This window comes from Paraburkholderia sp. (assembly GCF_035656215.1).
Taxonomy (GTDB): domain Bacteria; phylum Pseudomonadota; class Gammaproteobacteria; order Burkholderiales; family Burkholderiaceae; genus Paraburkholderia.
Genome location: NZ_DASRSY010000456.1, coordinates 1 through 23279, shown reverse-complemented (window position 1 = coordinate 23279; position 23279 = coordinate 1). Strand labels below are relative to the sequence as shown.

Here is a 23279-nt window from a genome sequence, read left to right as displayed (position 1 = left end):
GGTGGCAACTGCGTTGGAAATATCCATCGCGCTCGCAGCGCGGGCAAAACTGCCGAGATCCGCCACTTTGACGAAAACTCGCATCGACTGCAAATGATCCATAGGACAACTCCTGCCGTGTTACAGCTTCCTGACAATTAGTGAAAACCAGTGAAGCGAACTTGGAATTCTCCTACGACTCGCGAAATCGTGCAGAAGTTGCCCGCGAAAGCCGAAATATTGTCGATATTTGTGTCACTGTGCTCCCCAGTGTGGGGCACGTACGTAGATTGTTCCGACTAAAGCAACAATCTGCTGCACCGCAGCTTGCACTGTCTTTTTTGTTCGAACAGATGCAAAGGTCTGCCGGCATTGCGAAACCAGAGAAAATCGCAGCGCGGAGTGGGGCCGGGAACGAAAAAACCGCCCGAAGGCGGCTTTCATGCGAAGTGAACACTCACCTAATCAGGCAGCGAGTTTTCCTTCGAGCGCGAGTTTGGTCTGTTTCAAAGCCGGCGGCAGACCTTGCTGCAATGTGTCAAACAACTCGGCATGCAGCGCGAGTTCGTCGCGCCATGCCGCATCGTCGACGGAAATCACCTGCTGGAATTGCTCGCGGCTGAAATTCAGGCCACTCCAGTCGATGTCTTCGTAGTGCGGCGACACGCCGAACGCGTGTTCTTCACCTTGCGCCCGGCCTTCGATACGCCCGACCATCCAGCTCAACACGCGCATATTCTCGCCGAAGCCCGGCCAGACGAACTTGCCGTCCGCGCCCTTACGGAACCAGTTGACGCAGAAGATTTTCGGCAGCTTCGCGTTCAGTTTCTCGAGACGTTCGCCGGTGTTCAGCCAGTGCCCGAAGTAGTCGCTCATGTTGTAGCCGCAGAACGGCAGCATCGCGAACGGGTCACGGCGCACGACGCCCTGCTGCCCCGCGGCCGCCGCCGTCGTTTCCGAGCCCATGGTCGCGGCCATGTAGACGCCTTCGACCCAGTTGCGCGCTTCTGTGACGAGCGGCACGGTGGTCGAACGGCGGCCACCGAAAATGAACGCGTCGATCGCGACGCCCGCCGGGTTCTCCCAGTCGGCATCGATCGAAGGACATTGCGAAGCCGGCGCCGTGAAGCGCGCGTTCGGGTGCGCGGCCTTGCGCCCACTCTCCTTCGCGATCTCCGGCGTCCAGTCCTTGCCCTGCCAGTCGATCAGATGCGCGGGCGGTGCGTCGGTCATGCCCTCCCACCAGACGTCGCCGTCGTCCGTCAGCGCGACGTTCGTGAAGATGACGTTTTCATTCAACGTAGCCATCGCGTTGAAGTTGGTCTTTTCGCTCGTGCCCGGCGCGACGCCGAAATAGCCCGCTTCCGGGTTGATCGCGTACAGACGGCCGTCCTTACCCGGCTTGATCCACGCAATATCGTCGCCGATCGTGGAGATTTTCCAGCCGTTCAGGCCTTCCGGTGGAATCAGCATCGCGAAGTTGGTCTTGCCGCAAGCCGACGGAAACGCCGCCGCGACGTGATGCTTGTGCCCTTGCGGCGACGTCACGCCGAGAACCAGCATGTGCTCGGCGAGCCAGCCTTCGTCGCGACCCATGGTGGAGGCGATGCGTAGCGCGAAGCACTTTTTGCCGAGCAACGCATTGCCGCCGTATCCCGAGCCATAGCTCCAGATTTCGCGCGATTCGGGGAAATGGACAATGTATTTGGTGTCGTTGCACGGCCACGGCACGTCTTTCGCGCCGGCCGCGAGCGGCGCGCCGACCGAATGCACGCACGGCACGAATTCACCGTCTTCGCCCAGTACCTCGTACACCTTGCGACCCATGCGCGTCATGATGCGCATGTTAGTCACCACGTACGGGCTGTCGCTCAACTCGACGCCGATGTGCGCGATCGGCGAACCGAGCGGCCCCATCGAGAATGGCACCACGTACATAGTGCGGCCACGCATGGCGCCATCGAACAGGCCGTCGAGCTTCGAGCGCATCTCAGCCGGTTCGATCCAGTTGTTGGTCGGGCCGGCATCTTCACGGCGCTTTGAGCAGATAAACGTGCGGTCTTCGACACGCGCCACGTCCGACGGATCTGACCATGCCAGATAAGAATTTGGACGTTTGGCGGGATTGAGTTTCTTGAGGGTGCCGGCGTCGACCATCTGAGCGCATAGGCGGTCGTACTCCTCCTGTGAGCCGTCGCACCAGACGATCCGATCGGGCTTGGTCATGGCGGCCACGCGCTGGACCCAGTCGACCAGTTTCCGGTTTTTGACCCACGCCGGCGCTCCTGCAGACGCCTCGATGGAGGGCTGTCCTTCGAATGAGGGATGATTCATCGACCTGTCTCCGTTTTGAAAGCAATAGAAAAACGGTACAAGCCCGGCGACGCTGCATGCGAGAGGCGTTCAATTCATCGCGACGACATTCCTACAAGCCGACGCACAATTGTGCAGGTCATCACGGGCCACACAGCGTGTTGCGCGGAGGCATCCGCAGCGGTCGTCTGCAACCGTCTGTAAAGCGGCTTGCCTCAACACGCAACAAACTGTTAAAAACGATGTCAATCGGCCTTGCAGTGGCGCTGCCGTTCTATGCGGCAGCTTCTACGTTAAGGCATTCAGTCATACCGGCATGTGACCTGGGTCACATGGTGGGACAGTCAGCATAACACTCCGTTCCGCACCGCTATGGTGCGTCGCAAGACACATACCATGAAGATTGCCATCCTCGACGATTACCAGGACGCTGTCCGCAAGCTTGATTGCTTTCACCTGCTGGCCGACCATGAGGTCAAGGTTTTCAACAACACTGTCCGCGGTCTCGGGCAACTGGCGAGCCGTCTTTCCGAAGTCGACGCTCTCGTCCTGATTCGCGAACGCACCCGCATCAGCTCGCAACTGCTAGACAAGTTGCCGCATTTGCGCATGATCAGTCAGACCGGCAAAGTCTCCAGCCATATCGATCTGCCCGCCTGTACCGAGCGCGGCATCGCCGTGCTGGAAGGCAGCGGCTCGCCGACCGCACCGGCCGAATTGACCTGGGCCCTCATCATGGCGGCTCAGCGGCGGATTCCGCAATACGTAGCAAACCTTAAGCAAGGGGCCTGGCAACAGTCCGGTTTGAAGACGTCTGCACTGCCGCCGAACTTCGGTTTGGGCCAGGTGTTGCGCGGTCAGACGCTGGGAATCTGGGGTTACGGCAAGATCGGACGGCTGCTTGCCGGATACGGCAAGGCGTTCGGCATGAACGTGCTGATCTGGGGCCGCGAGCATTCGCGCGAAGCTGCACGGGCGGACGGCTATGGCGTGGCCGAGAGCCGCGAGGCGCTGTTCGAGCAGAGCGACGTGTTGTCGTTGCACCTGCGTCTGCATGACGATACGCGCGGCATCGTCAAGCAGGAAGACCTGATGCGGATGAAGCCGACCGCCTTGCTCGTGAACACGAGCCGGGCCGAACTGCTAGACGAAAACGCCCTGGTCAACGCGCTGTCGCACAACCGCCCGGGGATGGTCGCGATCGATGTCTACGAGAGCGAGCCGATTCTGCAAGGCTACAGCCTGCTGCGCATGGAGAATGTGATCTGCACGCCGCACATCGGCTACGTGGAGCGCGAGAGCTACGAGTTGTATTTCACCGCGGCATTCCAGAACATCCTGGCTTTCGACGCTGGCGATAGCTCCAGCGTGGCGAATCCGGAAGCGTTGCAGGGCGGGCGGCGGCGGTAATCACCATCACCTCAGCGCGCTTCGTGCGCGCCGGCTTCCAGCAGATCAGGCATGCGTTCCAGAAAGACCTCGCCATCGGCGCGGCCGAGGTTGTACGCGTGCACCATCTGCGACGGGCTCGTGTAATCCCAACTCGAAATCGGCACCTTGCGCGACGGCTGCACATAGAGCCGTTGCTGCACGCCGTGCGGCACGACGAACATCTGCGGCCGCGGATAAAGACGCGTGACCATCACCAGCACGTTGCCGGGTGCATCCGCGTCGAGCGCGCCGACCGGCACGTTGTCGACCATTCCGCCGTCCAGCACCGGTCGGCCATTGCGCCGCAAAACCGGCGTGAACGGCGGCGTACTCGACGATTGCAGAATCAGATCCGCGAGATCCTCAACCGTCGCGCAATCCTGCGCGCGCACGAATTCCGGATGAAAACCGAGCGTTTGACCAAGCGTGGGATGCAGCGTCTTGCGCACGTATTTCTCGATGTTGTACGCAATCAGGCCCGCGGCGACGGCGCTTCGCGCGCCAAGCCAGCGCGGCAGGTGCGATACGCCGATGCGGATTTCGGGCGCGTCGGCGAGCGTCGAGAACTTGTCACCGTAGATGTCGAGCAGCGCCTTCCGGTAGATCCGGTAATGCGGAAACACCGATTCGCCGCGCAGCAGATTGCCCCAGTACGCGTTACGGGTGTTGTGGCGCAGTGCTTCTTCGTAATAACGCATGACCCAGTCGGAATCGCGCGTGTAGAGCATGCACGCGGTGGCGGCGCCGGCCGAAATGCTGGTGATGACGCGCGGCCGGATATTTAGCGCCGGCTGCGCCACGTCCCAGAATCCCGCCTGCCACCAGCAGCGATTGCCGCCGCCGGCGAATACGACCTGATCGAACATCTTGGGCTTTTTCCTCTATTGCGGCCTGCGGGCCAGCTTCAGGCTCGGGTTTCAGTCGAGCAGCGCGTAGGTCGTGGTGGCATGGACGGCCATGTTGCCGGCTTCGTCGAATAATTCGACTTCGCCGAACACGAGATTGCGGCCCATGCGCAGCACGCGCGCGGTGATCAGCACGTCGCCGTTGCGGACCGCGCGCATGAAACTGATGTTGAGCGACACCGTGCTCATCGGCTTGAAGCCGCCGAGCGCGGCCGAAATCGCGACGATCATTGCCGTGTCGGCGGCCGCCATAAAGACCTGTCCGCAGATCACGCCGCCCGAGTGGCGCAGCCCGCCGGAAAACGGCAGGCGCAAAGTCGCACTCTCTTCGTCGACCTTGACTGGGGTCAGCGTGAGCGCGCGGACCCAAGGCGCGAGGATGCGGTCGAGTAGCTCGATAATTTCTTTGTCATCCATGGCGGTCCCCGGTCGAAAGCCGCGCGACGCTTCGCGCGGCAGGTGTCCGCGACATGATACCGGGACGGTGAGCCGCGCGCCTTTCCGGCGCCTGACGGCAGGCAGCGCGGGCATTGGGTCGCCTCCCTCCTCGGATTTTTTAAGAAATCTGTTAAAGGGGGTTGGCAATCTCGGAAAGTTTCGGCATAATTTCGCTTCTGTTGGGGGCGTTAGCTCAGCTGGTAGAGCAGCGGACTCTTAATCCGTAGGTCGACAGTTCGAATCTGTCACGCCCCACCAAAGATTCAGTAAAAAAGCCCGGTCCTTGCGACTGGGCTTTTTGCTTTGCGGCGCCGGTGCCGTATGAGCAAGCCGACTCCGCATTCCCCGACATGCCATCGATCGGGATCTACGATTCGAAGCGCCGGAGCCTCCCATGTCCAAATCAAAACTCGACCCCGCCAATCTGGCCACCCCGCTCTCAGAAAAAGAGTTCGACGAACTCGATGAGTTTCTGATTTCCGCCCTGACCTCGGACGAGACGCTGACGATCGAGGGACTCGACGGTTATCTGACCGCGATGGCGATCGGGCCGACTACCGTACCGCCCAGCTACTGGCTGCCGGGCGTATGGGGTCCCAACGAGGATGACGCTCCTGCATTTGACACAATGGATCAGGCGCAGCACATTCTTGGCCTGATTTTGCGGCACATGAACGGCATCATTGCCAATCTGGAAAATGACCCCGATGGGTTCGAACCAGTATTTGGCTTCTGCCAAATCGACGACAGCAATCGCGAATACATCGACGGCGAAGCGTGGGCAGTGGGCTTCATGCAAGGTCTCATGCTCGTTCGGGCGGATTGGCAAGCACTGTTCGACAGCGAGCAGGGCCGGGAACGGCTGAATCCGATACGTCTGATGGGCGCACGGGATCTCACGCGGGAAGAGGAGAAATTGATCGGTACGCCGCAACAGGACGAAGCCCTCACCAAACAGATTCCCGCCAGCATAGCCGCGATCTATCGTTTCTGGCTTCCCCACCGCCAGGCCGTCAGTGAGCGAAAGCTCGCCGCCACAACCCAGCGCACCGAACCTAAAGTCGGCCGCAACGATCCGTGTCCTTGCGGCAGCGGCAAGAAATTCAAGAAGTGCTGCGGCGCTGCAGATACGCTTCACTGAAAGCAATTTCCTTCAATACGCCCCACCCTGCTGCCCGATACCGTTGAGCGTCGCAAATCCTGCGCACTCACGTATCGAGGCATCAGATGACCGTCTTACTCTCCATGGCCGCCTTTGCGCTGGCCTCGTCGATTTCTCCCGGGCCGGTCAATGTCGTCGCGCTGAGCGCCGGCGCACAACATGGATTCACCGCGAGCATGCGGCATGTGACCGGCGCGACCGTCGGTTTCACGCTGCTGCTGTTGCTCATCGGTCTGGGTCTGCATGAGTTGCTCGCGCATTTCCCCAATCTGATCACCATCGTCAAATGGGCCGGCGTCGGGTTTCTGTTTTACATGGCCTTCAAACTCGCCGTCGATGACGGCAAGCTCGGCGCGGACAAACCCACTCGAGGGCCATCATTCGCATACGGCGCAGCGATGCAATGGCTCAATCCCAAAGCATGGCTCGCGTCACTGGCCGGCATGGGCGCTTACGCAGCAGATGGCGACGGCCGGCTCGTCTGGCAATTCACCATCGTGTATTTCGTGGTCTGCTATCTGTCGATTGCCAGCTGGGCGTATGCCGGCACGTTCCTGCGTCGATACTTGCAGGAGCCGAAGCGCGTGAGGTTTTTCAATCGTGTGATGGCGGCTTTGCTCGCGGCCAGCGCGTTGTATCTGCTAATAGCGTGATGCGGTGCGCAGAACGCACCTACGCAATTCAACTGCGATACTGCCCCGGCGTCGCCGCGACCAGCCGCTTGAAGGTCCGCTGCAAATGCGCCTGATCGGCAAAGCCCGCATCGAGCGCAACATCTGCTATCGGGTGGCCGCGCCGGAGTTGTGCACGGCTGTACTGGATGCGCCGATTGATCAGATACGCATGCGGCGTCATGCCATAACGCTGTTTGAACGCGCGGATCAGGTGCGAGGCGGACAGCTCAGCCGCCTTGCAGACATCCTCCAGCTTCAGCGGACGGGTGCAATTTTCAGCGATGAATTCCGCGGCCCGCGCGAGTTGGTCGCTCGCGTCATCATCCTGCATGGGCGCCGGATTCAACTTCTGTTGTACTTCGGAGAAGAAAGTGAGCGCAGCGCTTTCCTTGCGCATGAGCTCGCTGTCGTCATCGACGAGGACCGAGTAAAGACGGTTCAAACCGTCGAACAGCGCCGGGTCCACCGTCATGGTCTGCGAGAAAGCGCGAAACGCGTGGTTCTCGCTAAAACCCAGGTCGTGTTGCAGACCCGTGAGCCAATCAACATCCACATGCAGCATCCGATACGACCAGCGCTCGTCGGCGACCGGATTGCACGCGTGCACGTCGTCCGGATTCATCATCACGACCGCACCGGCGCCGATCCATTCACTCGCGTGGCGATTCACATACACGCTATGTCCACCGGTAACGGCGCCGATCGAAAACGTCTCGTGCGAGTGCTTCGCATAGCAGACCTCGCGGCCGTCTTCGATAGAACGCGCCTCGATGAACGGCAACGCTTCATTACGCCAGAACTTCGGCGCCGCAGCCGTCACCGCTGAATCACTCCAGTCATTCGTCCCGCTCATCGCGTGCTCCTCGGTCGTGCGCCTTATCCTATCGCAAAGCGGCGCCCGCGGAGCACGGCCAGTAACCTGATCAATAAGTTACTTCGCCGTCACATCGATATTGCCGAGATACTTCGCCGCCAGCGTCTTCACCGTACCGTCGGCCTGAACCTTCGCAATCGCCGCGTTCAATTGATCACGCAGCGCGGTGTCGCCCTTGCGAATCCCGTACGCGATGCCGCTGCCGAGGATCTTGTCATCGCGCACCGGCTGACCGACGAACGCGTAGTCCTTGCCACTAGGCTTTGACAGAAAACCCGTTTGTCCCGCCGGCGCGAGAACGAGCGTTGCATCGAGTCGACCCGCGACGAGATCCGTATAAACCTGGTTCTGGTCCTGATACGGCACGACGGTGACGCCCGCCGGTTCCCAATGCGCCTTTGCAAAGGTTTCCTGAATCGACGCCTGCAACACACCGACGCGTTTGCCCTTCAACGATGCCGGCGTCGGCAGCAATCCGCTGTCGCGCTTCGCGATCAACTGCGTCGGCACGCGATACACGACGGTCGTGAAATCGATCGCCTGACGACGCTGTTCGGTGGCGTTCATCGCCGAATTGATCGCGTCGAACTTACGACCCTGCAGCGCGGGAATCAAGCCGTCGAACGAGGTTTCAATCCATTTGCACGTCATATGCGCGGCGACGCAAACAGCATTGCCGACGTCGATGTCGAGACCTTGCAGTTCACCGTTCGGCCCTTTCGATTCGAACGGCGGATACTGCGCCTCGAGTCCAAAACGCAGCGTCGCGGGTTCAGCGGCGATCGCGGCAGACGATGCGGCAATCGACGCGAATGCGCAGGCCAGCGCCAATAGAGGCTTGAGCAACTTCATAACAGGTCCCTTTTCCTTCGATATTGTTGTAACGCAGCATGCAGCGCACCGATACATAACGACGACGTACGACGTAACGACGCGACGATCATACTGCGATCAAAAATGCTGCCGGGTCGCGCTACCGTTGATCTGATCGCGTCCCTCTGCGATCAGGTCAGGTCTTCATGCGCTCACCAGGAAAAACTCGCACAACCGGCGAATCAGATTTCGCACAAACGCCGCGCGCCTTCGATCAAGGTTGCGTCGTCCTTCGAAAAGCTCAGGCGAATCAAGCCGGAATCCGTGCCGTCGGTATAAAACGCCGACAGCGGAATCGTCGCGACGCGCGCATCGCGAATCAGGCGCAGCACGAAATCGCTATCGCTTTCCTCGGAGAACCCGCGAAAACGCGCGAGCATGAAGAAGCTGCCTTCGCTCGGCAACAACTCGAAGCGCGAATCGCGCAGCGCATGGGCGAGCAGATCACGCTTTTTCTGATAGAACGCGGACAGGCCGAGATAACTCTCGCGATTGGCCAACGCATCGACAAACGCGTACTGCATCGGCGTATCGGCGGAAAACACCATGAACTGATGGACTTTGCGAATCTCGTCCATTAGCGCGGCGGGTGCGAGGCAATAGCCGATGCGCCAACCGGTCACGTGATACGACTTGCCGAACGACGACACGATCACGCTGCGCTCCGCGAGTTCGGAATCGCACGCCATGCTTTGATGTTTGGCACCGTCGAACACGACGTGTTCGTAGACTTCGTCGGCGAGAATCACGATGTCGGTGTTACGCGTCACGGCCTTCAGGCGCGCGATATCCGCCTCGCTGAACACGGTCGCGGTCGGATTGTGCGGCGTGTTGATGATGATCATGCGCGTCTTCGGCGTGATCGCGGCGGCGACCTCATCCCAGTTCACGCGGAAATCGGTCAGCGACAGCTTGATCGGGATCGGCGTTGCGCCTTGCAGGCGAACAATCGGGCCGTAGCTGTCGAATGACGGTTCGAAGTAGATCACCTCATCGCCCGGGTGTACCAACGCGCTGATCGTCGAATACAGGCCTTCGCTGGCGCTGGCGATCACAGTGACTTCGCTCGACGGGTCGTAGCGCACGCCGTACAGCGTCTCGACCTTGTCGGCGAGCGCTACGCGCAAGGCGGCGATGCCGGCCATCGGCGCGTACTGGTTATGACCGGCGCGCATGGCTTGCGCGACACCGTCGATCAGCTTCGCGTCGGGCGCGAAATTCGGCGCACCTTGCGACAGGTTCAGCGCGTCATGTTGTGCGGCCAGTTGACCGATCACGGTAAAAATCGTTGTGCCTACGTCAGGCAGTTTCGAGCGGGCTTGCATGGCGCTCTGCATAAGGCTATCTCCCTTTCTCCATCCGGCAGCGGATTCGCGGACTGCCCACTGCGCGGCGGTCCCATCCGGTTCGATGATTAGGCATCAGCCAAAGAACGGTCACAATCGAAACTTTGTCATGCGCGGCATGCGTTTACGTCATGGCTCGCGCAATGCCATGCTGGAGCAGGCCAAGGCAATGAAATCGGGCGTTTAGCGGGAGAAAGGCAGCCGCGCGGGGAGCGCGGAAAACAGCCGAGGTATGACGTAATGTGATGCGCGGCGGTGATGCGAAGCTGGAATGCGCAGTGGTGTTGCAGGCCAACCAGGCTGCGACCAGGCGGTCGCAGCCGTCAAAAGCAAACTAGTCAGTGATCTCAGGCGTCGTCCATCATGCGGACTTTGACCTTCTTGCCCTTCACCTTGCCGCCGCTGAGCTTGCGCATTGCCTCGCGCGCGATGCTGCGCTCCACGGCCACATAGGTCGACATTTCGGTCACGTTGATCTTGCCGATCTGCGAACCGGCGAAACCTGCTTCCCCCGTCAGCGCGCCGAGCACATCGCCCGGACGGATCTTTTCCTTGCGGCCGCCGAGAATCTGCAGCGTTTCCATCGGCGGCAGCAGCCGCTCGTTGCTTGCCGGCTTGAGATCGGCCAGCTTGTGCCACTCGACTTCACGCTTCTGCGCCTGTTCGAGACTGCCCACGCGGCCCATCTCGTTCATGCTGGCAAGACTGAGCGCCCAGCCTTCCTGATCGGCGCGGCCTGTGCGGCCAATGCGGTGCACGTGCACTTCCGGATCCGGCGTCACGTCGACGTTGATCACCGCTTCGAGCTCTGCGATGTCCAGACCGCGCGAGGCGACGTCGGTGGCAACCAGCACCGAGCAACTACGGTTCGCGAACTGGATCAGCACCTGATCGCGTTCACGCTGATCGAGTTCGCCGTGCAGCGCGAGCGCATGAAAACCCTGTGCGCGGAGCACGTCGAGCAGATCGCGGCATTGCTGCTTGGTGTTGCAGAACGCCAGCGTACTCACCGGACGATAGTGGTTCAGCAACAGACCGACAGCATGCAGACGCTGGTCTTCGGTCACTTCATAGAAGCGCTGACGAATCTTGGTGTTGTCGTGCCGCTCGGCGAGCTTCACTTCCTTCGGATTACGCAGGAATTGCTGGCTGAGTTTGACGATGCCTTCAGGGTACGTCGCCGAGAACAGCAACGTTTGCCGCTCTTTCGGACATTGCTTCACGACGGTCGCGATATCGTCGAAGAAACCCATGTCGAGCATGCGGTCGGCTTCGTCGAGCACCAGCGTGTTGAGCGCCTGCAACGGCAGGCTGCCACGCTCGAGGTGATCCATGATCCGGCCCGGCGTGCCGACCACGATGTGCGCACCGTGTTCGAGGCTGGCGGTTTGCGGACGCATCGGCGTGCCGCCGCACAGCGTCAACACCTTGATGTTTTCTTCGGCACGCGCCAGACGGCGGATTTCCTGCGTGACCTGGTCGGCGAGTTCGCGCGTCGGGCAGAGCACCATCGCCTGCACGGCGAAGTTGCGCACGTCGAGGCGGTTGAGCAGCGCCAGCGAAAACGCCGCGGTCTTGCCGCTGCCGGTTTTCGCCTGAGCGATCAGATCGTTGCCGGCCAAAGCGATTGGCAGACTCGCGGCCTGAATCGGCGTCATCTCGACATAGCCAAGCTGCGTCAGATTGGCGAGCGTCGCGGGGGGTAGCGGTAGCTGGCTAAACGGCGCGCCGGCTGGTGTGGGACTGTTCATAGAGATGGTGGCTCGCTATCGACTGAAGGGAGGGGCTGAAGAGACTGAAGACCAGGAACTAATCGGCCATGGGGCCGGTTGCGGGACGACCTTCGATCTGCTCGTACAGCACCGAGCCATCTTCCCCGTCGAAACGTTCGACGTAATTGCGCGCGCCGCACATCGGGCAACGGAACAGAAGCCCCTGCCCTTCATTCTTGATCACGACGTCCGACATTTCCCACTGCTCGCCGCAGGGCTGGTTTCTACAGGTAAACACGTTGATTCTCCAACTGGATTCGATTGTTTATTGGGTGAGCCGGATAAATGGCCCAGCCGTGAATGCTGTCACTGCCGTGGTCAGCGCCGTCATCTATACGGGCGGAACGCTTCAACCCAGATGCGTATGCCGCGCACGCGCTGCGCCGACGTCCATTTCGGTGAGGCCCTGGACGATGCCGCAGTCTTCAACGGCCTGTTCGCCGTGGCATTGCTCGCGCAGCGTGGTGAGTTGCACTTTCAGTTGCTTCAATTCGTCGATACGCGTGTCGACGTGCGCAATGTGCTCGTCGATCAGGGCATTGATGCCGCCGCAACCGTCCGCCGGTGCGTCCGTCAGACGCAGCAACGCACGGATTTCGTCGTGGGTCATATCGAGTGCACGGCAATTGCGGATGAAGCGCAGGCGTTCAACGTGCCTCGTCGAATAGCTGCGGTAATTGGCCTCAGTGCGCTCCGCTTCGGGCAACAGGCCCTCTTTTTCGTAGAAACGGATGGTTTCGGTCGTGCAATGGGCGATTTTCGCCAGTTCGCCGATTTTCATGGTCCCTCCGGATTGCGGCCTTGACCTTGTAGTGGCTTCAAGGTGTTTACTAGACCACAAATCGAACCAGGAAGCCACCCATGCCTCACGCCAACCTTGCCGAAGCGGACCGTCCGGAACAGGCCAAAGCCTGTGCCCACGGGCACGAAGGGCATGCCCACAAGCATGCCGATGAAAACGCCGATGGTCACGGTCATAGCGAATCCTGTGGTCACGACCACGAAGCACACGCCCACCGCCACGCCGAGGCAGGCTGCTGCGAAACGGCGCACGCGGCAGCCGCGCCGGTCACGCTCCCGCAATCGGAAGCCGTCGGCAGTGACGTGCGCACCGCGATCCGCATCATGCAAATGGACTGTCCGACCGAAGAAGCGCTGATCCGCAAGAAATTCAGCCGCATGCCGTCCGTGCGCGGCATGGATTTCAATCTGATGCAGCGCGTGCTAACCGTCGTCCACGCACCGAACGCCCTCGATTCGATCCTCGCCGCGATCCGTTCGCTCGACTTCACGCCTGAACTGGCGGACGCGAACCCGGCGACGGCAGCAGCCGCCCCTGAAGCACCGCCCAAGCCGTGGTGGCCGCTGGCGCTCGCCGGCATTGCTGCGGTGGGCTCAGAGGCCGCCGGCTGGCTTGGCGCCCCCGTCTGGCTGGCAGCGGGTCTGGCGATCCTGGCGATCGCCTCCTGCGGCCTCACGACGTACAGAAAGGGTTGGGTTGCAATCCGCAACGGCAACCTGAACATCAATGCCCTGATGAGCATTGCGGTAACCGGCGCGCTGATCCTGCAGCAGTGGCCGGAAGCCGCGATGGTGATGGTGCTCTTCACGATCGCCGAATTGATCGAAGCGAAGTCGCTCGACCGCGCTCGCAATGCCATCCAGGGGCTGATGCAACTCACGCCCGAACAGGCCAGCGTGCAGCAAGCCGACGGTAGCTGGCGGCCCACTGACCTCAAGGCGATCGCGCTCGGCGCCGTGGTGCGTGTGAAGCCTGGTGAGCGGATCGCGCTCGACGGCGAAATCGTCGCGGGCCGCTCGAGCGTCGACCAGGCACCGATCACGGGCGAAAGCCTGCCGGTCGACAAGACCGTAGGCGACGCGGTGTTCGCCGGCACGATCAACCAGGCCGGTTCGTTCGACTATCGCGTCACCGCAGCGGCCAGCAATACGACGCTCGCGCGCATCATTCACGCGGTCGAAGAAGCGCAGGGCACCAAAGCGCCGACGCAGCGTTTCGTCGATCAGTTCGCGCGTGTCTATACGCCGATCGTGTTCGCTGCCGCACTCGCCGTGGCAGTGTTGCCGCCGCTGCTCTTTGGTGGACAGTGGCACGAATGGGTCTACAAGGCGCTCGTGATGCTGGTGATCGCGTGCCCGTGTGCGTTGGTGATCTCGACGCCGGTGACAATCGTCAGCGGCGTCGCTGCTGCCGCTCGCAAGGGCATCCTGATCAAAGGCGGCGCCTACCTCGAGCTGGGTCGCAAGCTGAGCTGGCTCGCGCTCGACAAGACCGGCACGATCACACACGGCAAGCCGGTGCAAACCGAGTTCGAAATACTGGCCGATGTCGACGTCGTTCGTTGCAGGACAATCGCGGCGAGCCTTGCGGGTCGCTCGGATCATCCTGTGTCGATGGCGATTGCGGCCGCCGCTCAAGCCGAAGGCATGTCGAACGCCACGGTCGATGCATTCGAAGCGTTGCCGGGACGCGGCGTGCGCGGAGAAATCGACGGCTCGCCGTTTTGGCTCGGCAATCATCGGCTGGTCGAAGAGCTCGGCCGTTGCTCGACGTCACTCGAGGCGCGGCTGGATGCGCTCGAAGGGCAAGGCAAAACCGTCGTGATGCTGGTGGATGCCGAACGCGTGCTTGCGCTGTTCGCCGTCGCCGATACGGTGAAGGACACGAGCCGCGCCGCCATCGCCGATTTGCAGCGCCTCGGGGTGCGTGCCGCCATGCTTACCGGCGACAACCCGCACACGGCTGCGGCGATCGCGCAGCAGGTCGGCATCGACGAAGCGCGCGGCAATCAGTTGCCCGAAGACAAGCTGAACGCCGTGGCGCAGTGGTCGCAGGAAGGGGCGACGGTGGGCATGGTTGGCGACGGCATCAACGACGCCCCCGCGCTGGCGCGTGCCGACATTGGCTTTGCGATGGGCGCGATGGGCACCGACACCGCGATCGAAACCGCCGACGTCGCGTTGATGGATGACGATCTGCGCAAGATTCCGCAGTTCATCCGTCTGTCGAAGGCGACGCATTCGGTGCTGGTGCAGAACATCACGCTGGCGCTGGGCATCAAGAGCGTTTTCCTCGTGCTGGCACTGATGGGCTTGGGCACGATGTGGATGGCCGTCTTCGCCGATGTGGGCGCGAGCCTGCTAGTGGTGGCAAATGGCTTGCGGCTGTTGCGCAACTAGCGCGCATTCGCAGAACAACGAGGAGTGAAAAAAAGGGTGACCCGCAGGTCGCCCTTTTTTATCGCATCACGTCCAGAGCATCAGAATGCCGCTGTATCCGTGCCATAGGCCTTGTCGTACGGTCCCGCCGGTAAACCCGTGCCGTACACACCCACGGCGCGGAAATTCGCCTGACGTGCGAGCGGAATGTAGTCCGGCTTCGCCTTTTCGATTGCCGCCGCGACCGCCGCCGAAATCAACACGCCGATCAAGCCGCCGCTCGAATTCACCTGCGGCGAATAATTCAGCACCTCATGGTTCTTCCACAACTCTTCGCCCGTGATGCCGCTCTTCAGCGAATAGTCAAGCTCGACAGTCGTGGTGGTTTGCAGCACCACGTATTTCGATTCCCAATGCTTGATGCGGATGTACATGATCGCATCGGCGCCGAACATCTTGCCGAGCACGGCCGGATCGCTGGAGTGAACCATGTTGGCATCGGACAGCCCATCGTCGGCCATGACTTTCTTGGTCAGATTGACCGGGAACACGTAGTAGCCGCGCTCGGCAATCGGACGCGAGATGGTCGACAGGAAGAAGTCCGGCGCCGTCACGTCGACGCTTTCGTTGACCACCGGCACCACCAGAATCGAGTGCGGCGCCTGAGCGCGGAACGCGGTGTAGTCAGCGTGTTTCTGCGCGGTCTTGACCGGCGCGCAAGCGGCCAGTGCGACCACCACCACGGCAGCACAGGCCGTACGGAGTAAGGAATGAATGCGCATCATGGCTTTTGAGTCGGGTTAGTGGACGCGAGGCGGATCATGTTCGTCATCAACACCGACGACTCCGGCCACGTTGCCTTTTCTTTTTCGAAGTATTTGGTCGCGTTCGCGTGGTCGCCGGCTTCGAACAGCAGCTCGCCGTACTCGGCGTACATGCCCGGCGGCACTTTCTTGTTCGCCGATTCCGACGCCTGAATCGCGGCCAGCAGCTTCTCCGCAAACGCGTGGCTGTCGGCCGGCGTCTGGTAGTAGCTGTACATCGCCGACTCGTAGTCGCCCCAGTTGTACTTCCCCACCGGCTGTTGCACGCAGCCGCTTGCCAATGCCACCAATGCGGCCGCGCAGCCGCCCTTTATCCAGGCTCTCATCATGGTTGTTTTTCCCCGTTCACACCATTTGCTACATCGACCTTGATCGTCTCTCTGGACGACGCGAAGACCTTCTTGCTGAGCACAATGCTTTCATTGCGCTTCACTTCGACCGTGTGCGCGCCTTCTTCGACGGTCAGCACACGGTGCACGCCGTCGTATAGGGAGGCCTGGCCGATCACCGTGCCGTCGATCACGAGCGTCGCGTCGGCAGGCGCGCCGATCAGGGCGAGCGTGGGCCGCGTGCCGCCGGTTTCCACTTTCGATTGGGGCATCGCACAGCCGCCCAACAGCGTCACGGCGAGCGTGCACGACATTCCCAGCGCGCCGAAACGGCACTCCATTTGGCTTATGAGCATGGCTTACTCCGCGACGTAGTAGGTGACCGCGCTCTTCGCGGCAAGCATGCCGCTCGTGACCTGCGCAACCGACCCTTCATTGGTTTCGTTGTCGCCGAACGAACTGAGCACGCGCAGGGTCGCGACCGGCGTGGCCGGCAACGCGATCTGGAAGCCGGTCTGGCCGCTTTGCACCGATTCGCCCGGTTTGTACACGCGCAACGTGGCGCCCGGCTGGATGCCCTGGCGCGGACCGCCGGTGATGAACACCGTGCTACCGTCGACCTTGAGAATGTCGGTGCGCCATTGGCGCTCGTTGAGCTTGGTCATCATCGCGCCGATCACATCGGAGATCGCGGCGGAGATGGCCTTGTCGTTGAGCGTGCCGTCGTAGTCGGCGCGGCTGCCGAAGCCGGCGATCTCGCCCGACTCGGTGCTCGCCTCGCCACTGCCCTGCGCGGAGAAGAACACGTAACCGGTCTTCACGTCGACAAGACGAAGTTCGACCTTCGCGTGCGCCGTCTGCACCTTGGTCGAGCTGAGGAATCCCGCGTTGCCGGTCGTCCCGCGGCCGAACTCCGTCACCGAACCGAGGATCAGCGTATCGACGCCGATCATCTTGCCGTCCTTGTTCAAGCCTTGCTCCGCGGCGATCTTGCTCAGGTCCGGACGCTCGAACACCATGAACTGCTTCGACTCGACCAGACGCGCGGCCAGGATATCGCTCGCCTGTTTGCCGAGCGGGTCGAGACTCGAGTCGGTGACGAAGGTGCGGCCATAGCGCGTCTCGTTCGAGAAGCGGCCGATCGCGATCTTTCGTTTGAAGGTCTTCAGCGCGGGCGCGGCTTGCGCCTCTTGAGCGGCGGCCTGCTGGACACGCGGCTGCGCTGCTTCAACCTTGGCCGGTTGATCGGATACCGTCGCGCAACCGGTCATCGCCACGACGAGCGTCACGGCACTTAAGGTACGTTTCTTCATTTTCCCCGATTTGCTTTGTTATGTTGGCCCCGGCGGACTTCGATGCGCGCGCTCCAGGCGGCCGCATTCCAGTCTGCTCGTCTTTATGCATTGCGGATTAATCGCGTTCCGTCAGAGGCGAATTGTCTTTATCAATCAAAGGTTTTTTCGTTTCTATCTGATTCGAAAACCGCTCGATACCGCTTCGCACACCGTTAATATCGGCACGCGAATGCGAAACTTAAGGTTTCGTTAATCGTGCGCCCAGAAAGGAGATGTTGGATAGACCAAGGCCGAATAAGCGAAAACGGTTTTCGATTCGCACTGATTTGCATCAGGCTTCTAAAGAAACACACGGCGGATGACGCTTTCTAAGGCGATTCGCGGCAACGCGCCGTTATGTGCCGACACGTTTAACGCGCGAACCAATGGCCTTCGCTTCGCGCAAGGCCGTTGTTCGCGGCATTCAGGCTATCGGAAGGCCGCATGCCGAACAGCTTCCGGTAGTCGGTCGCAAACTGGCTCAAATGCCAGAAGCCCCACGCCGCCGCGACGTCCTGAACCGAGCGTGTTTCGTGCGACGCATTGCACAGATCGCGTCGCGCGCCATTCAGGCGGATCGCGCGCAGATAGGTGGCAGGCGCCATCCCCAGCACGTCCTGGAAGCAGTATTGCAACGTGCGCCGGCTCACATGCAAGCGCTCGCACAACTCCGGCACGTTGATCGCACGGTCGCGATTGGCCAGCACATACTCGCGCGCTTCCGACACGATCGATTGACGGCGCCCACGCGCAGGCATCGCCACCTGTTCCGCAGCGGGCAAAGCGCCCACGTCGAATAGCGACGCCAGTACCGACGCCTGCAGATTGTTGCGTGCGAACGAGGACAGCGGCGCGCCGTTCGCCGCACCGTCGTCGAGAAGCTGGCGCAGCGATGCGCACAAGCGCTCTTTGCGCGCCATGCCGATCGATACGACTTCCGTGTTCGGCAGATGATCGGCCAGACCGACGCGTTCCACTTCAGCGGCGTAACGGCGCAGCACTTCACCCTTCACCACCACGCCGAAAATCTCGTAGCCCGCCGAGGTCAGCAATTCGAATTCGATCCCGCCCGGACGAAATGCGAGCGCATCGCCAGCGATCACCTGCGCATCGATACGTCCCGAACCTTCACGACAAGTCGGAATACCGAACCAGTAGGCATCCTTCTGCACTTCGCAGGTCTGCCGCAGCGTGTGGCTGGTCGTTTCGACGAACACCTGCATATGATCGAGGCACAACTCCGTCAGGCCACCGACGAAACGGCCCGCGGTCAGTTGGTCGTAGGTCTGGTGCCAGCCATGGAGATTGCGCGCCTGCTCGTCGGCGTCGTAGGCGACGCAGGTCTGCACGCAAAAGCTCGGCTGTTGTGCGTGCGTCGCTACTGTCAGGCTGTCGTTTCGGAATTCAATCGTCATACCGGATTTGCGAAAACGGAATATCGAAGAGGAAAAGGAAGGCAATTCCCATGCCGAACGGATTCTTCGCTTACTTCGCTTTGATTTCACAGGCAGGTGCGCACGCCCTGTTCAATTCCTGAACATCGCTGCGCACCCTGGTCAGAAACGAAACGGTCATCTCGCGGCAAGGTGAACAGTGCCACGCACCTTGCTTCACAGAGTGCCCGCTGCGCGTGCGCGACTCACCAGCGCAGTGCATTGGCACGGTTCTGGCTCTAGCCTCTCGCGGCCAAGCGAAATATCGCGCCGAATATAGCCCATTCAAACATGTGAGGAGCACACAGATGAATCACGCAGAGATGCAGTTTCTGACCACCGAATTCCCGTACAAAAAGCAGTATGCGAATTTCATCGGCGGCGAATGGGTAAAACCCGTGGGCGGCGAGTACTTCGACAACGTGTCGCCGATCACCGGTGAGGCGTTCACGTCGATCCCGCGTTCACGCGAAGCCGATATCGAACTCGCGCTCGACGCCGCGCATCGTGCCAAGGCAGCGTGGGGCAAGACGTCCGCCGCCGATCGCGCGAACATCCTGAACCGTATCGCCGACCGGATGGAAGCGAATTTGCAACGCATCGCCGTGGCTGAAACGATCGACAACGGCAAGCCGCTGCGCGAAACGATGGCCGCCGATATCCCGCTAGCCATCGATCATTTCCGTTATTTCGCCGGCGCCGTGCGTGCGCAGGAAGGTGGGATCTCCGAGATCGACCACGACACCGTCGCGTATCACTTTCACGAACCGCTCGGCGTGGTCGGCCAGATCATTCCGTGGAATTTCCCGATCCTGATGGCAGTATGGAAGCTCGCGCCTGCATTGGCCGCCGGCAATTGCGTCGTGCTCAAGCCGGCCGAGCAAACGCCCGCTTCGATTCTCGTATTGCTCGAACTGATCCATGATTTGCTGCCGCCGGGCGTGCTGAACGTGGTGAACGGCTTCGGGCTCGAAGCCGGCAAGCCGCTCGCATCGAGCAAGCGCATCGCGAAGATTGCCTTTACTGGCGAGACGACGACGGGCCGCCTGATCATGCAGTACGCGAGCCAGAACATCATTCCCGTCACACTCGAACTCGGTGGCAAGAGCCCGAATATTTTCTTCGCCGACGTGATGAACGAGGACGACAGCTATTTCGACAAGGCGCTCGAAGGCTTCACGATGTTCGCGCTGAATCAGGGCGAAGTGTGCACGTGTCCGTCGCGTGTGCTGATCGACGAAAAGATTTACGACCGCTTCATGGAACGCGCATTGAAGCGTGTGGCTGCCATCACACAAGGCCATCCGCTCGACACTAAGACGATGATCGGCGCACAAGCCTCGCAGGAACAACTGGAAAAGATTCTCTCGTACGTCGACCTCGGCAAGCAGGAAGGCGCCGAATGTCTGATCGGCGGTGAACGCAATGCGCTCGGCGGCGAACTGAGCAAGGGCTACTATGTGAAGCCGACCGTATTCCGCGGCCACAACAAGATGCGCATCTTCCAGGAAGAAATCTTCGGGCCGGTTGTTTCCGTGACGACCTTCAAGAACGAAGACGAGGCACTCGAAATCGCCAACGATACGCTCTACGGTCTGGGCGCCGGGGTATGGACACGCGACGGTACGCGCGCCTATCGCTTCGGCCGGCAAATCCAGGCGGGCCGTGTGTGGACCAACTGCTATCACGCGTATCCGGCGCACGCTGCGTTCGGTGGCTACAAGCAATCGGGCATCGGCCGTGAGAATCACAAGATGATGCTCGATCACTATCAGCAGACCAAGAACCTGCTCGTCAGCTATAGCGATAAGCCGCTCGGTTTCTTCTAAGCTCAAAAACCCTGTTCGTGCGGGCCGCATTGTGCGGCTCGCTCTTTTTCAGCAAGGGCGTGTGATGGCTGATGAGAAGGAAGTGGCCCGCGTGATCGCTACGCCTGCCGCGGTCGATTTGATCGACACGTTACGCGCCGAACACGGGGCTGTGCTGTTTCACCAATCCGGTGGATGCTGCGACGGCAGCGCGCCGATGATGTTTCCTCAGAATGAGTTCATGGTCGGCTCATCCGATGTGAAACTCGGCACGATTGCCGGTGTGCCGTTCTACATGAGTGAATCGCAGTTCGAATACTGGCAGCACACGCAGCTGATCATTGACGTGGTGCCGGGCAATGGCGGGATGTTTTCTTTGGAGCGGCCGAGCGGCTTGCGTTTTCTCACACGCTCGCGGCTGTTCGCGGACGATGAAAACGCGTGGTTGGAAACGCATCCGGTTGAACGAGTGGATGCTTAAATAGCGTTTCTACGTCGCGCCTGAGTTTGAATTGTCGCTGACTGCAGGCGTGCTCGTTAGCACCGCGTCGCTAATTTGAATCGCGGCCGACTGCAAGTTTTGCCCGCGCTTTCACTAGCAGCGTGCGTCTAGTTTGAATCGTCACCGACCGCGGGAGTTGTCGGCGTACTCGCCAGCATGGCGTCGCTATCGTCCTTCAGGCCAACGCCCGTGAGACCCAGGCGCTTTGCGTGCGTCAGCAGATAGTGCAACTTGTGTGCGGCTGACTCGTAGTCCAGACCTTCAGGACGCACGTTGGAAATGCAGTTGCGTTGCGCATCGCTGCATCCCACTTTTGGCGCGTAAGTCAGGTAGATGCCGAGACTATCGGGCGAACTCAAACCTGGTCGCTCGCCGATCAGCATCACAACCAGTTTGGCATTGAGCAATTCGCCGATCTCGTCACCGAGTGCGACGCGGGCCTGACGCGCGACGACTATCGGGCCGATCTTCCAGTCTGTGAGTTTTGCGCAAACTGCTTGCAGTAGTGGAATCGATTGCTTCGACGCAGCGAATGCAGAAAGACCGTCGGCGATGACGAAGACCACTTCGGGTGATTCGTCCTTGAGTTGTCCAAGCGCGGCGCGGCTCTCGTCGCTTAATCGCCTGCCGAGATCAGGACGTCGCAAATAATGCTCGCGATCAGGCGCGGCACTATGCACATCCAGTGTGCTGAAACTTTGTGCGCGCAGTTGTTCGTGCAGCACGTCCGTGTCGAGCGGATGATGCACCGCGTCGCGCGCCTGCGCATGCGACAGGTTGAACGCCAGCAATGGTGCCGTCGGCAAACTGTTGCCCGCGCGACCCAACGCGATGCGCGCATTGGTGAACTGCCGCAGCGCGTTCCATGGATTCTTTTCGAGGAAGTCGCTCATGCAATGCCCATCCAGTCACTTGCGCCTTCCAGCAGCGGTTGTTGTGTCGACGCACTTAGCAGTGCGCCGTGCGCGTCGGTGATCTGCATCGACTCCAGCCACTCTTCGAATTCCGGTGCACGGCGCAGGCCGAGCACGTCGCGCACATACAGTGCATCGTGAAACGAGGTGCTTTGATAGTTGAGCATCACGTCGTCAGCGCCCGGAATGCCCATGATGAAATTGATGCCCGCCACGCCGAGTAGCGTGAGCAGGTTGTCCATGTCATCCTGATCGGCTTCGGCGTGATTCGTATAGCAGATGTCGCAACCCATCGGCACGCCAAGCAGCTTGCCGCAGAAATGATCTTCAAGACCCGCACGGGTGATCTGCTTGCCGTCGTACAGGTATTCAGGACCGATGAAACCGACCACCGTGTTCACCAGAAACGGATTGAATTTACGTGCGACGGCGTAGGCGCGCACTTCGCATGTCTGCTGATCGACGCCGAAATGCGCATCGGCCGACAATGCGCTGCCCTGCCCGGTTTCGAAATACATCAGGTTATTGCCGACAGTGCCGCGTTTCAGCGACAACCCCGCTTCATACGCTTCCTGCAACAGCGCGAGCGAAATGCCGAAACCCGCGTTCGCCTTCTCCGTACCTGCAATCGACTGAAACACCAGATCGACCGGCGCGCCTTTTTCGATCGCGGCGATCGTGTTGGTAACGTGGGTCAGCACGCACGATTGCGTCGGCACCTGATAGCGCTGGCGGAAGTCATCGATCATCAGCAACAGCTTGGTGATCGCGGCGAGATTGTCACTGGCGGGGTTGATGCCAATCATCGCGTCGCCGCAGCCATACATCAGGCCGTCGAGCATCGACGCGGCGATGCCTTTGACATCGTCGGTCGGATGATTCGGCTGCAGACGCACCGACATGCGACCAGGCAAACCGACCGTATTACGAAACCGCGTAATCACCGGACGTTTACGCGCCGCCGCGATCAGATCCTGATTGCGCATCAGCTTGGAGACCGCCGCAACCATCTCCGGTGTGAGGCCAGTGGTGATACGCGTGAGCGCATCGGCGTCGGTCGTGCTGCTCAGCAGCCAGTTACGGAAATCGCCGACCGTGAGATGCGAGATCTCGGCGAACGCTTGCGGCGAATGATCGTCGATCACGAGACGTGTGACCTCGTCGCTTTCGTACGGAATCAACGCTTCG

At 60.7% G+C, this 23279-nt stretch carries 23 protein-coding genes and 1 tRNA gene; 7 read left to right on the top strand and 17 right to left on the bottom strand.

Annotation, left to right across the window (positions count from 1 at the left end; all coding sequences use genetic code 11):
- Positions 1-102, bottom strand: a 102-nt coding sequence (locus VFE81_RS26800; RefSeq protein WP_325047474.1) for a LysR family transcriptional regulator, incomplete at its 3' end; no start/stop codon positions are given.
- A gap of 342 nt (positions 103-444) precedes the next feature.
- Complete coding sequence (locus tag VFE81_RS26795; RefSeq protein WP_325047473.1) at positions 445-2313, bottom strand: phosphoenolpyruvate carboxykinase (GTP); 1869 nt, start codon at positions 2311-2313, stop codon at positions 445-447.
- A gap of 375 nt (positions 2314-2688) precedes the next feature.
- Between VFE81_RS26795 and VFE81_RS26790 the strand changes: the two genes are divergently transcribed.
- A complete protein-coding gene (locus tag VFE81_RS26790; RefSeq protein ID WP_325047472.1) occupies positions 2689-3702 on the top strand; it encodes a D-2-hydroxyacid dehydrogenase family protein in 1014 nt (337 codons plus the stop codon).
- An 11-nt stretch (positions 3703-3713) separates the two neighbouring features.
- Here VFE81_RS26790 and VFE81_RS26785 read toward each other — a convergent pair whose 3' ends face one another.
- Together VFE81_RS26785 and VFE81_RS26780 are read right to left on the bottom strand one after the other, a co-directional pair.
- Positions 3714-4589, bottom strand: a complete 876-nt coding sequence (locus VFE81_RS26785; protein WP_325047471.1) for a patatin-like phospholipase family protein — start codon at positions 4587-4589, stop codon at positions 3714-3716.
- Positions 4590-4640: 51 nt separating this feature from the next.
- Positions 4641-5045 carry a PaaI family thioesterase gene (locus VFE81_RS26780; protein WP_097390878.1) on the bottom strand — a complete coding sequence of 135 codons (405 nt, stop codon included), beginning with the start codon at positions 5043-5045 and terminating at the stop codon, positions 4641-4643.
- Between the two features lie 203 nt (positions 5046-5248).
- Between VFE81_RS26780 and VFE81_RS26775 the strand changes: the two genes are divergently transcribed.
- The 3 genes from VFE81_RS26775 to VFE81_RS26765 all read left to right on the top strand — a co-directional run bounded on the left by VFE81_RS26775 (position 5249) and on the right by VFE81_RS26765 (position 6881).
- Positions 5249-5324 (top strand) — tRNA-Lys (locus VFE81_RS26775).
- A gap of 136 nt (positions 5325-5460) precedes the next feature.
- A complete protein-coding gene (locus tag VFE81_RS26770) occupies positions 5461-6207 on the top strand; it encodes a UPF0149 family protein (protein ID WP_325047470.1) in 747 nt (248 codons plus the stop codon).
- 86 nt (positions 6208-6293) lie between these two features.
- Positions 6294-6881, top strand: a complete 588-nt coding sequence (locus VFE81_RS26765; protein WP_325047469.1) for a LysE family translocator — start codon at positions 6294-6296, stop codon at positions 6879-6881.
- 28 nt (positions 6882-6909) lie between these two features.
- Here VFE81_RS26765 and VFE81_RS26760 read toward each other — a convergent pair whose 3' ends face one another.
- From VFE81_RS26760 to cadR, 6 genes are all read right to left on the bottom strand, one after another.
- Complete coding sequence (locus VFE81_RS26760) at positions 6910-7755, bottom strand: AraC family transcriptional regulator (protein ID WP_325047468.1); 846 nt, start codon at positions 7753-7755, stop codon at positions 6910-6912.
- Positions 7756-7833: 78 nt separating this feature from the next.
- Positions 7834-8628: an ABC transporter substrate-binding protein gene (locus VFE81_RS26755; RefSeq protein ID WP_325047467.1), complete on the bottom strand. Its 795-nt coding sequence runs from the start codon at positions 8626-8628 to the stop codon at positions 7834-7836.
- Positions 8629-8831: 203 nt separating this feature from the next.
- Positions 8832-9986 (bottom strand): pyridoxal phosphate-dependent aminotransferase, encoded by a 1155-nt coding sequence (locus VFE81_RS26750; RefSeq protein WP_325047466.1) that lies wholly within the window; start codon positions 9984-9986, stop codon positions 8832-8834.
- A 356-nt stretch (positions 9987-10342) separates the two neighbouring features.
- Positions 10343-11746, bottom strand: a complete 1404-nt coding sequence (gene dbpA, locus VFE81_RS26745) for an ATP-dependent RNA helicase DbpA (protein WP_325047465.1) — start codon at positions 11744-11746, stop codon at positions 10343-10345.
- A 58-nt stretch (positions 11747-11804) separates the two neighbouring features.
- On the bottom strand, positions 11805-12005 hold the full coding sequence (locus VFE81_RS26740; RefSeq protein ID WP_074285771.1) for a hypothetical protein: 201 nt from the start codon (positions 12003-12005) through the stop codon (positions 11805-11807).
- A gap of 111 nt (positions 12006-12116) precedes the next feature.
- Complete coding sequence (gene cadR / locus VFE81_RS26735) at positions 12117-12548, bottom strand: Cd(II)/Pb(II)-responsive transcriptional regulator (protein WP_325047464.1); 432 nt, start codon at positions 12546-12548, stop codon at positions 12117-12119.
- An 80-nt stretch (positions 12549-12628) separates the two neighbouring features.
- Here cadR and VFE81_RS26730 point away from each other — a divergent pair, with 80 nt between their 5' ends.
- Entirely contained in the window at positions 12629-14968 is a 2340-nt protein-coding gene (locus VFE81_RS26730; RefSeq protein WP_325047463.1) for a heavy metal translocating P-type ATPase, read from the top strand.
- Between the two features lie 80 nt (positions 14969-15048).
- Here VFE81_RS26730 and VFE81_RS26725 read toward each other — a convergent pair whose 3' ends face one another.
- The 5 genes from VFE81_RS26725 to VFE81_RS26705 all read right to left on the bottom strand — a co-directional run bounded on the left by VFE81_RS26725 (position 15049) and on the right by VFE81_RS26705 (position 18849).
- Entirely contained in the window at positions 15049-15732 is a 684-nt protein-coding gene (locus VFE81_RS26725; protein WP_325047462.1) for a DUF799 domain-containing protein, read from the bottom strand.
- Complete coding sequence (locus VFE81_RS26720) at positions 15729-16100, bottom strand: DUF4810 domain-containing protein (RefSeq protein WP_325047461.1); 372 nt, start codon at positions 16098-16100, stop codon at positions 15729-15731. The genes VFE81_RS26725 and VFE81_RS26720 overlap by 4 nt, the downstream gene beginning before the upstream one ends.
- Entirely contained in the window at positions 16097-16456 is a 360-nt protein-coding gene (locus VFE81_RS26715) for a hypothetical protein (protein WP_325047460.1), read from the bottom strand. The genes VFE81_RS26720 and VFE81_RS26715 overlap by 4 nt, the downstream gene beginning before the upstream one ends.
- Positions 16457-16459: 3 nt before the next feature.
- Positions 16460-17413, bottom strand: coding sequence for a CsgG/HfaB family protein (locus VFE81_RS26710; RefSeq protein ID WP_325047459.1), 954 nt, complete (start codon positions 17411-17413; stop codon positions 16460-16462).
- A 392-nt stretch (positions 17414-17805) separates the two neighbouring features.
- On the bottom strand, positions 17806-18849 hold the full coding sequence (locus tag VFE81_RS26705; protein ID WP_325047458.1) for a helix-turn-helix domain-containing protein: 1044 nt from the start codon (positions 18847-18849) through the stop codon (positions 17806-17808).
- 326 nt (positions 18850-19175) lie between these two features.
- Between VFE81_RS26705 and adh the strand changes: the two genes are divergently transcribed.
- Together adh and VFE81_RS26695 are read left to right on the top strand one after the other, a co-directional pair.
- Entirely contained in the window at positions 19176-20696 is a 1521-nt protein-coding gene (gene adh, locus VFE81_RS26700; protein ID WP_325047457.1) for an aldehyde dehydrogenase, read from the top strand.
- Positions 20697-20760: 64 nt separating this feature from the next.
- Positions 20761-21156: a DUF779 domain-containing protein gene (locus VFE81_RS26695; RefSeq protein WP_325047456.1), complete on the top strand. Its 396-nt coding sequence runs from the start codon at positions 20761-20763 to the stop codon at positions 21154-21156.
- A gap of 128 nt (positions 21157-21284) precedes the next feature.
- Here VFE81_RS26695 and eutC read toward each other — a convergent pair whose 3' ends face one another.
- Both eutC and VFE81_RS26685 read right to left on the bottom strand, forming a co-directional pair.
- Positions 21285-22070: an ethanolamine ammonia-lyase subunit EutC gene (eutC, locus tag VFE81_RS26690; RefSeq protein WP_325047455.1), complete on the bottom strand. Its 786-nt coding sequence runs from the start codon at positions 22068-22070 to the stop codon at positions 21285-21287.
- Positions 22067-23279, bottom strand: a 1213-nt coding sequence (locus VFE81_RS26685) for an ethanolamine ammonia-lyase subunit EutB (RefSeq protein WP_325047454.1), incomplete at its 5' end; no start/stop codon positions are given. The genes VFE81_RS26685 and eutC, both read right to left, overlap by 4 nt.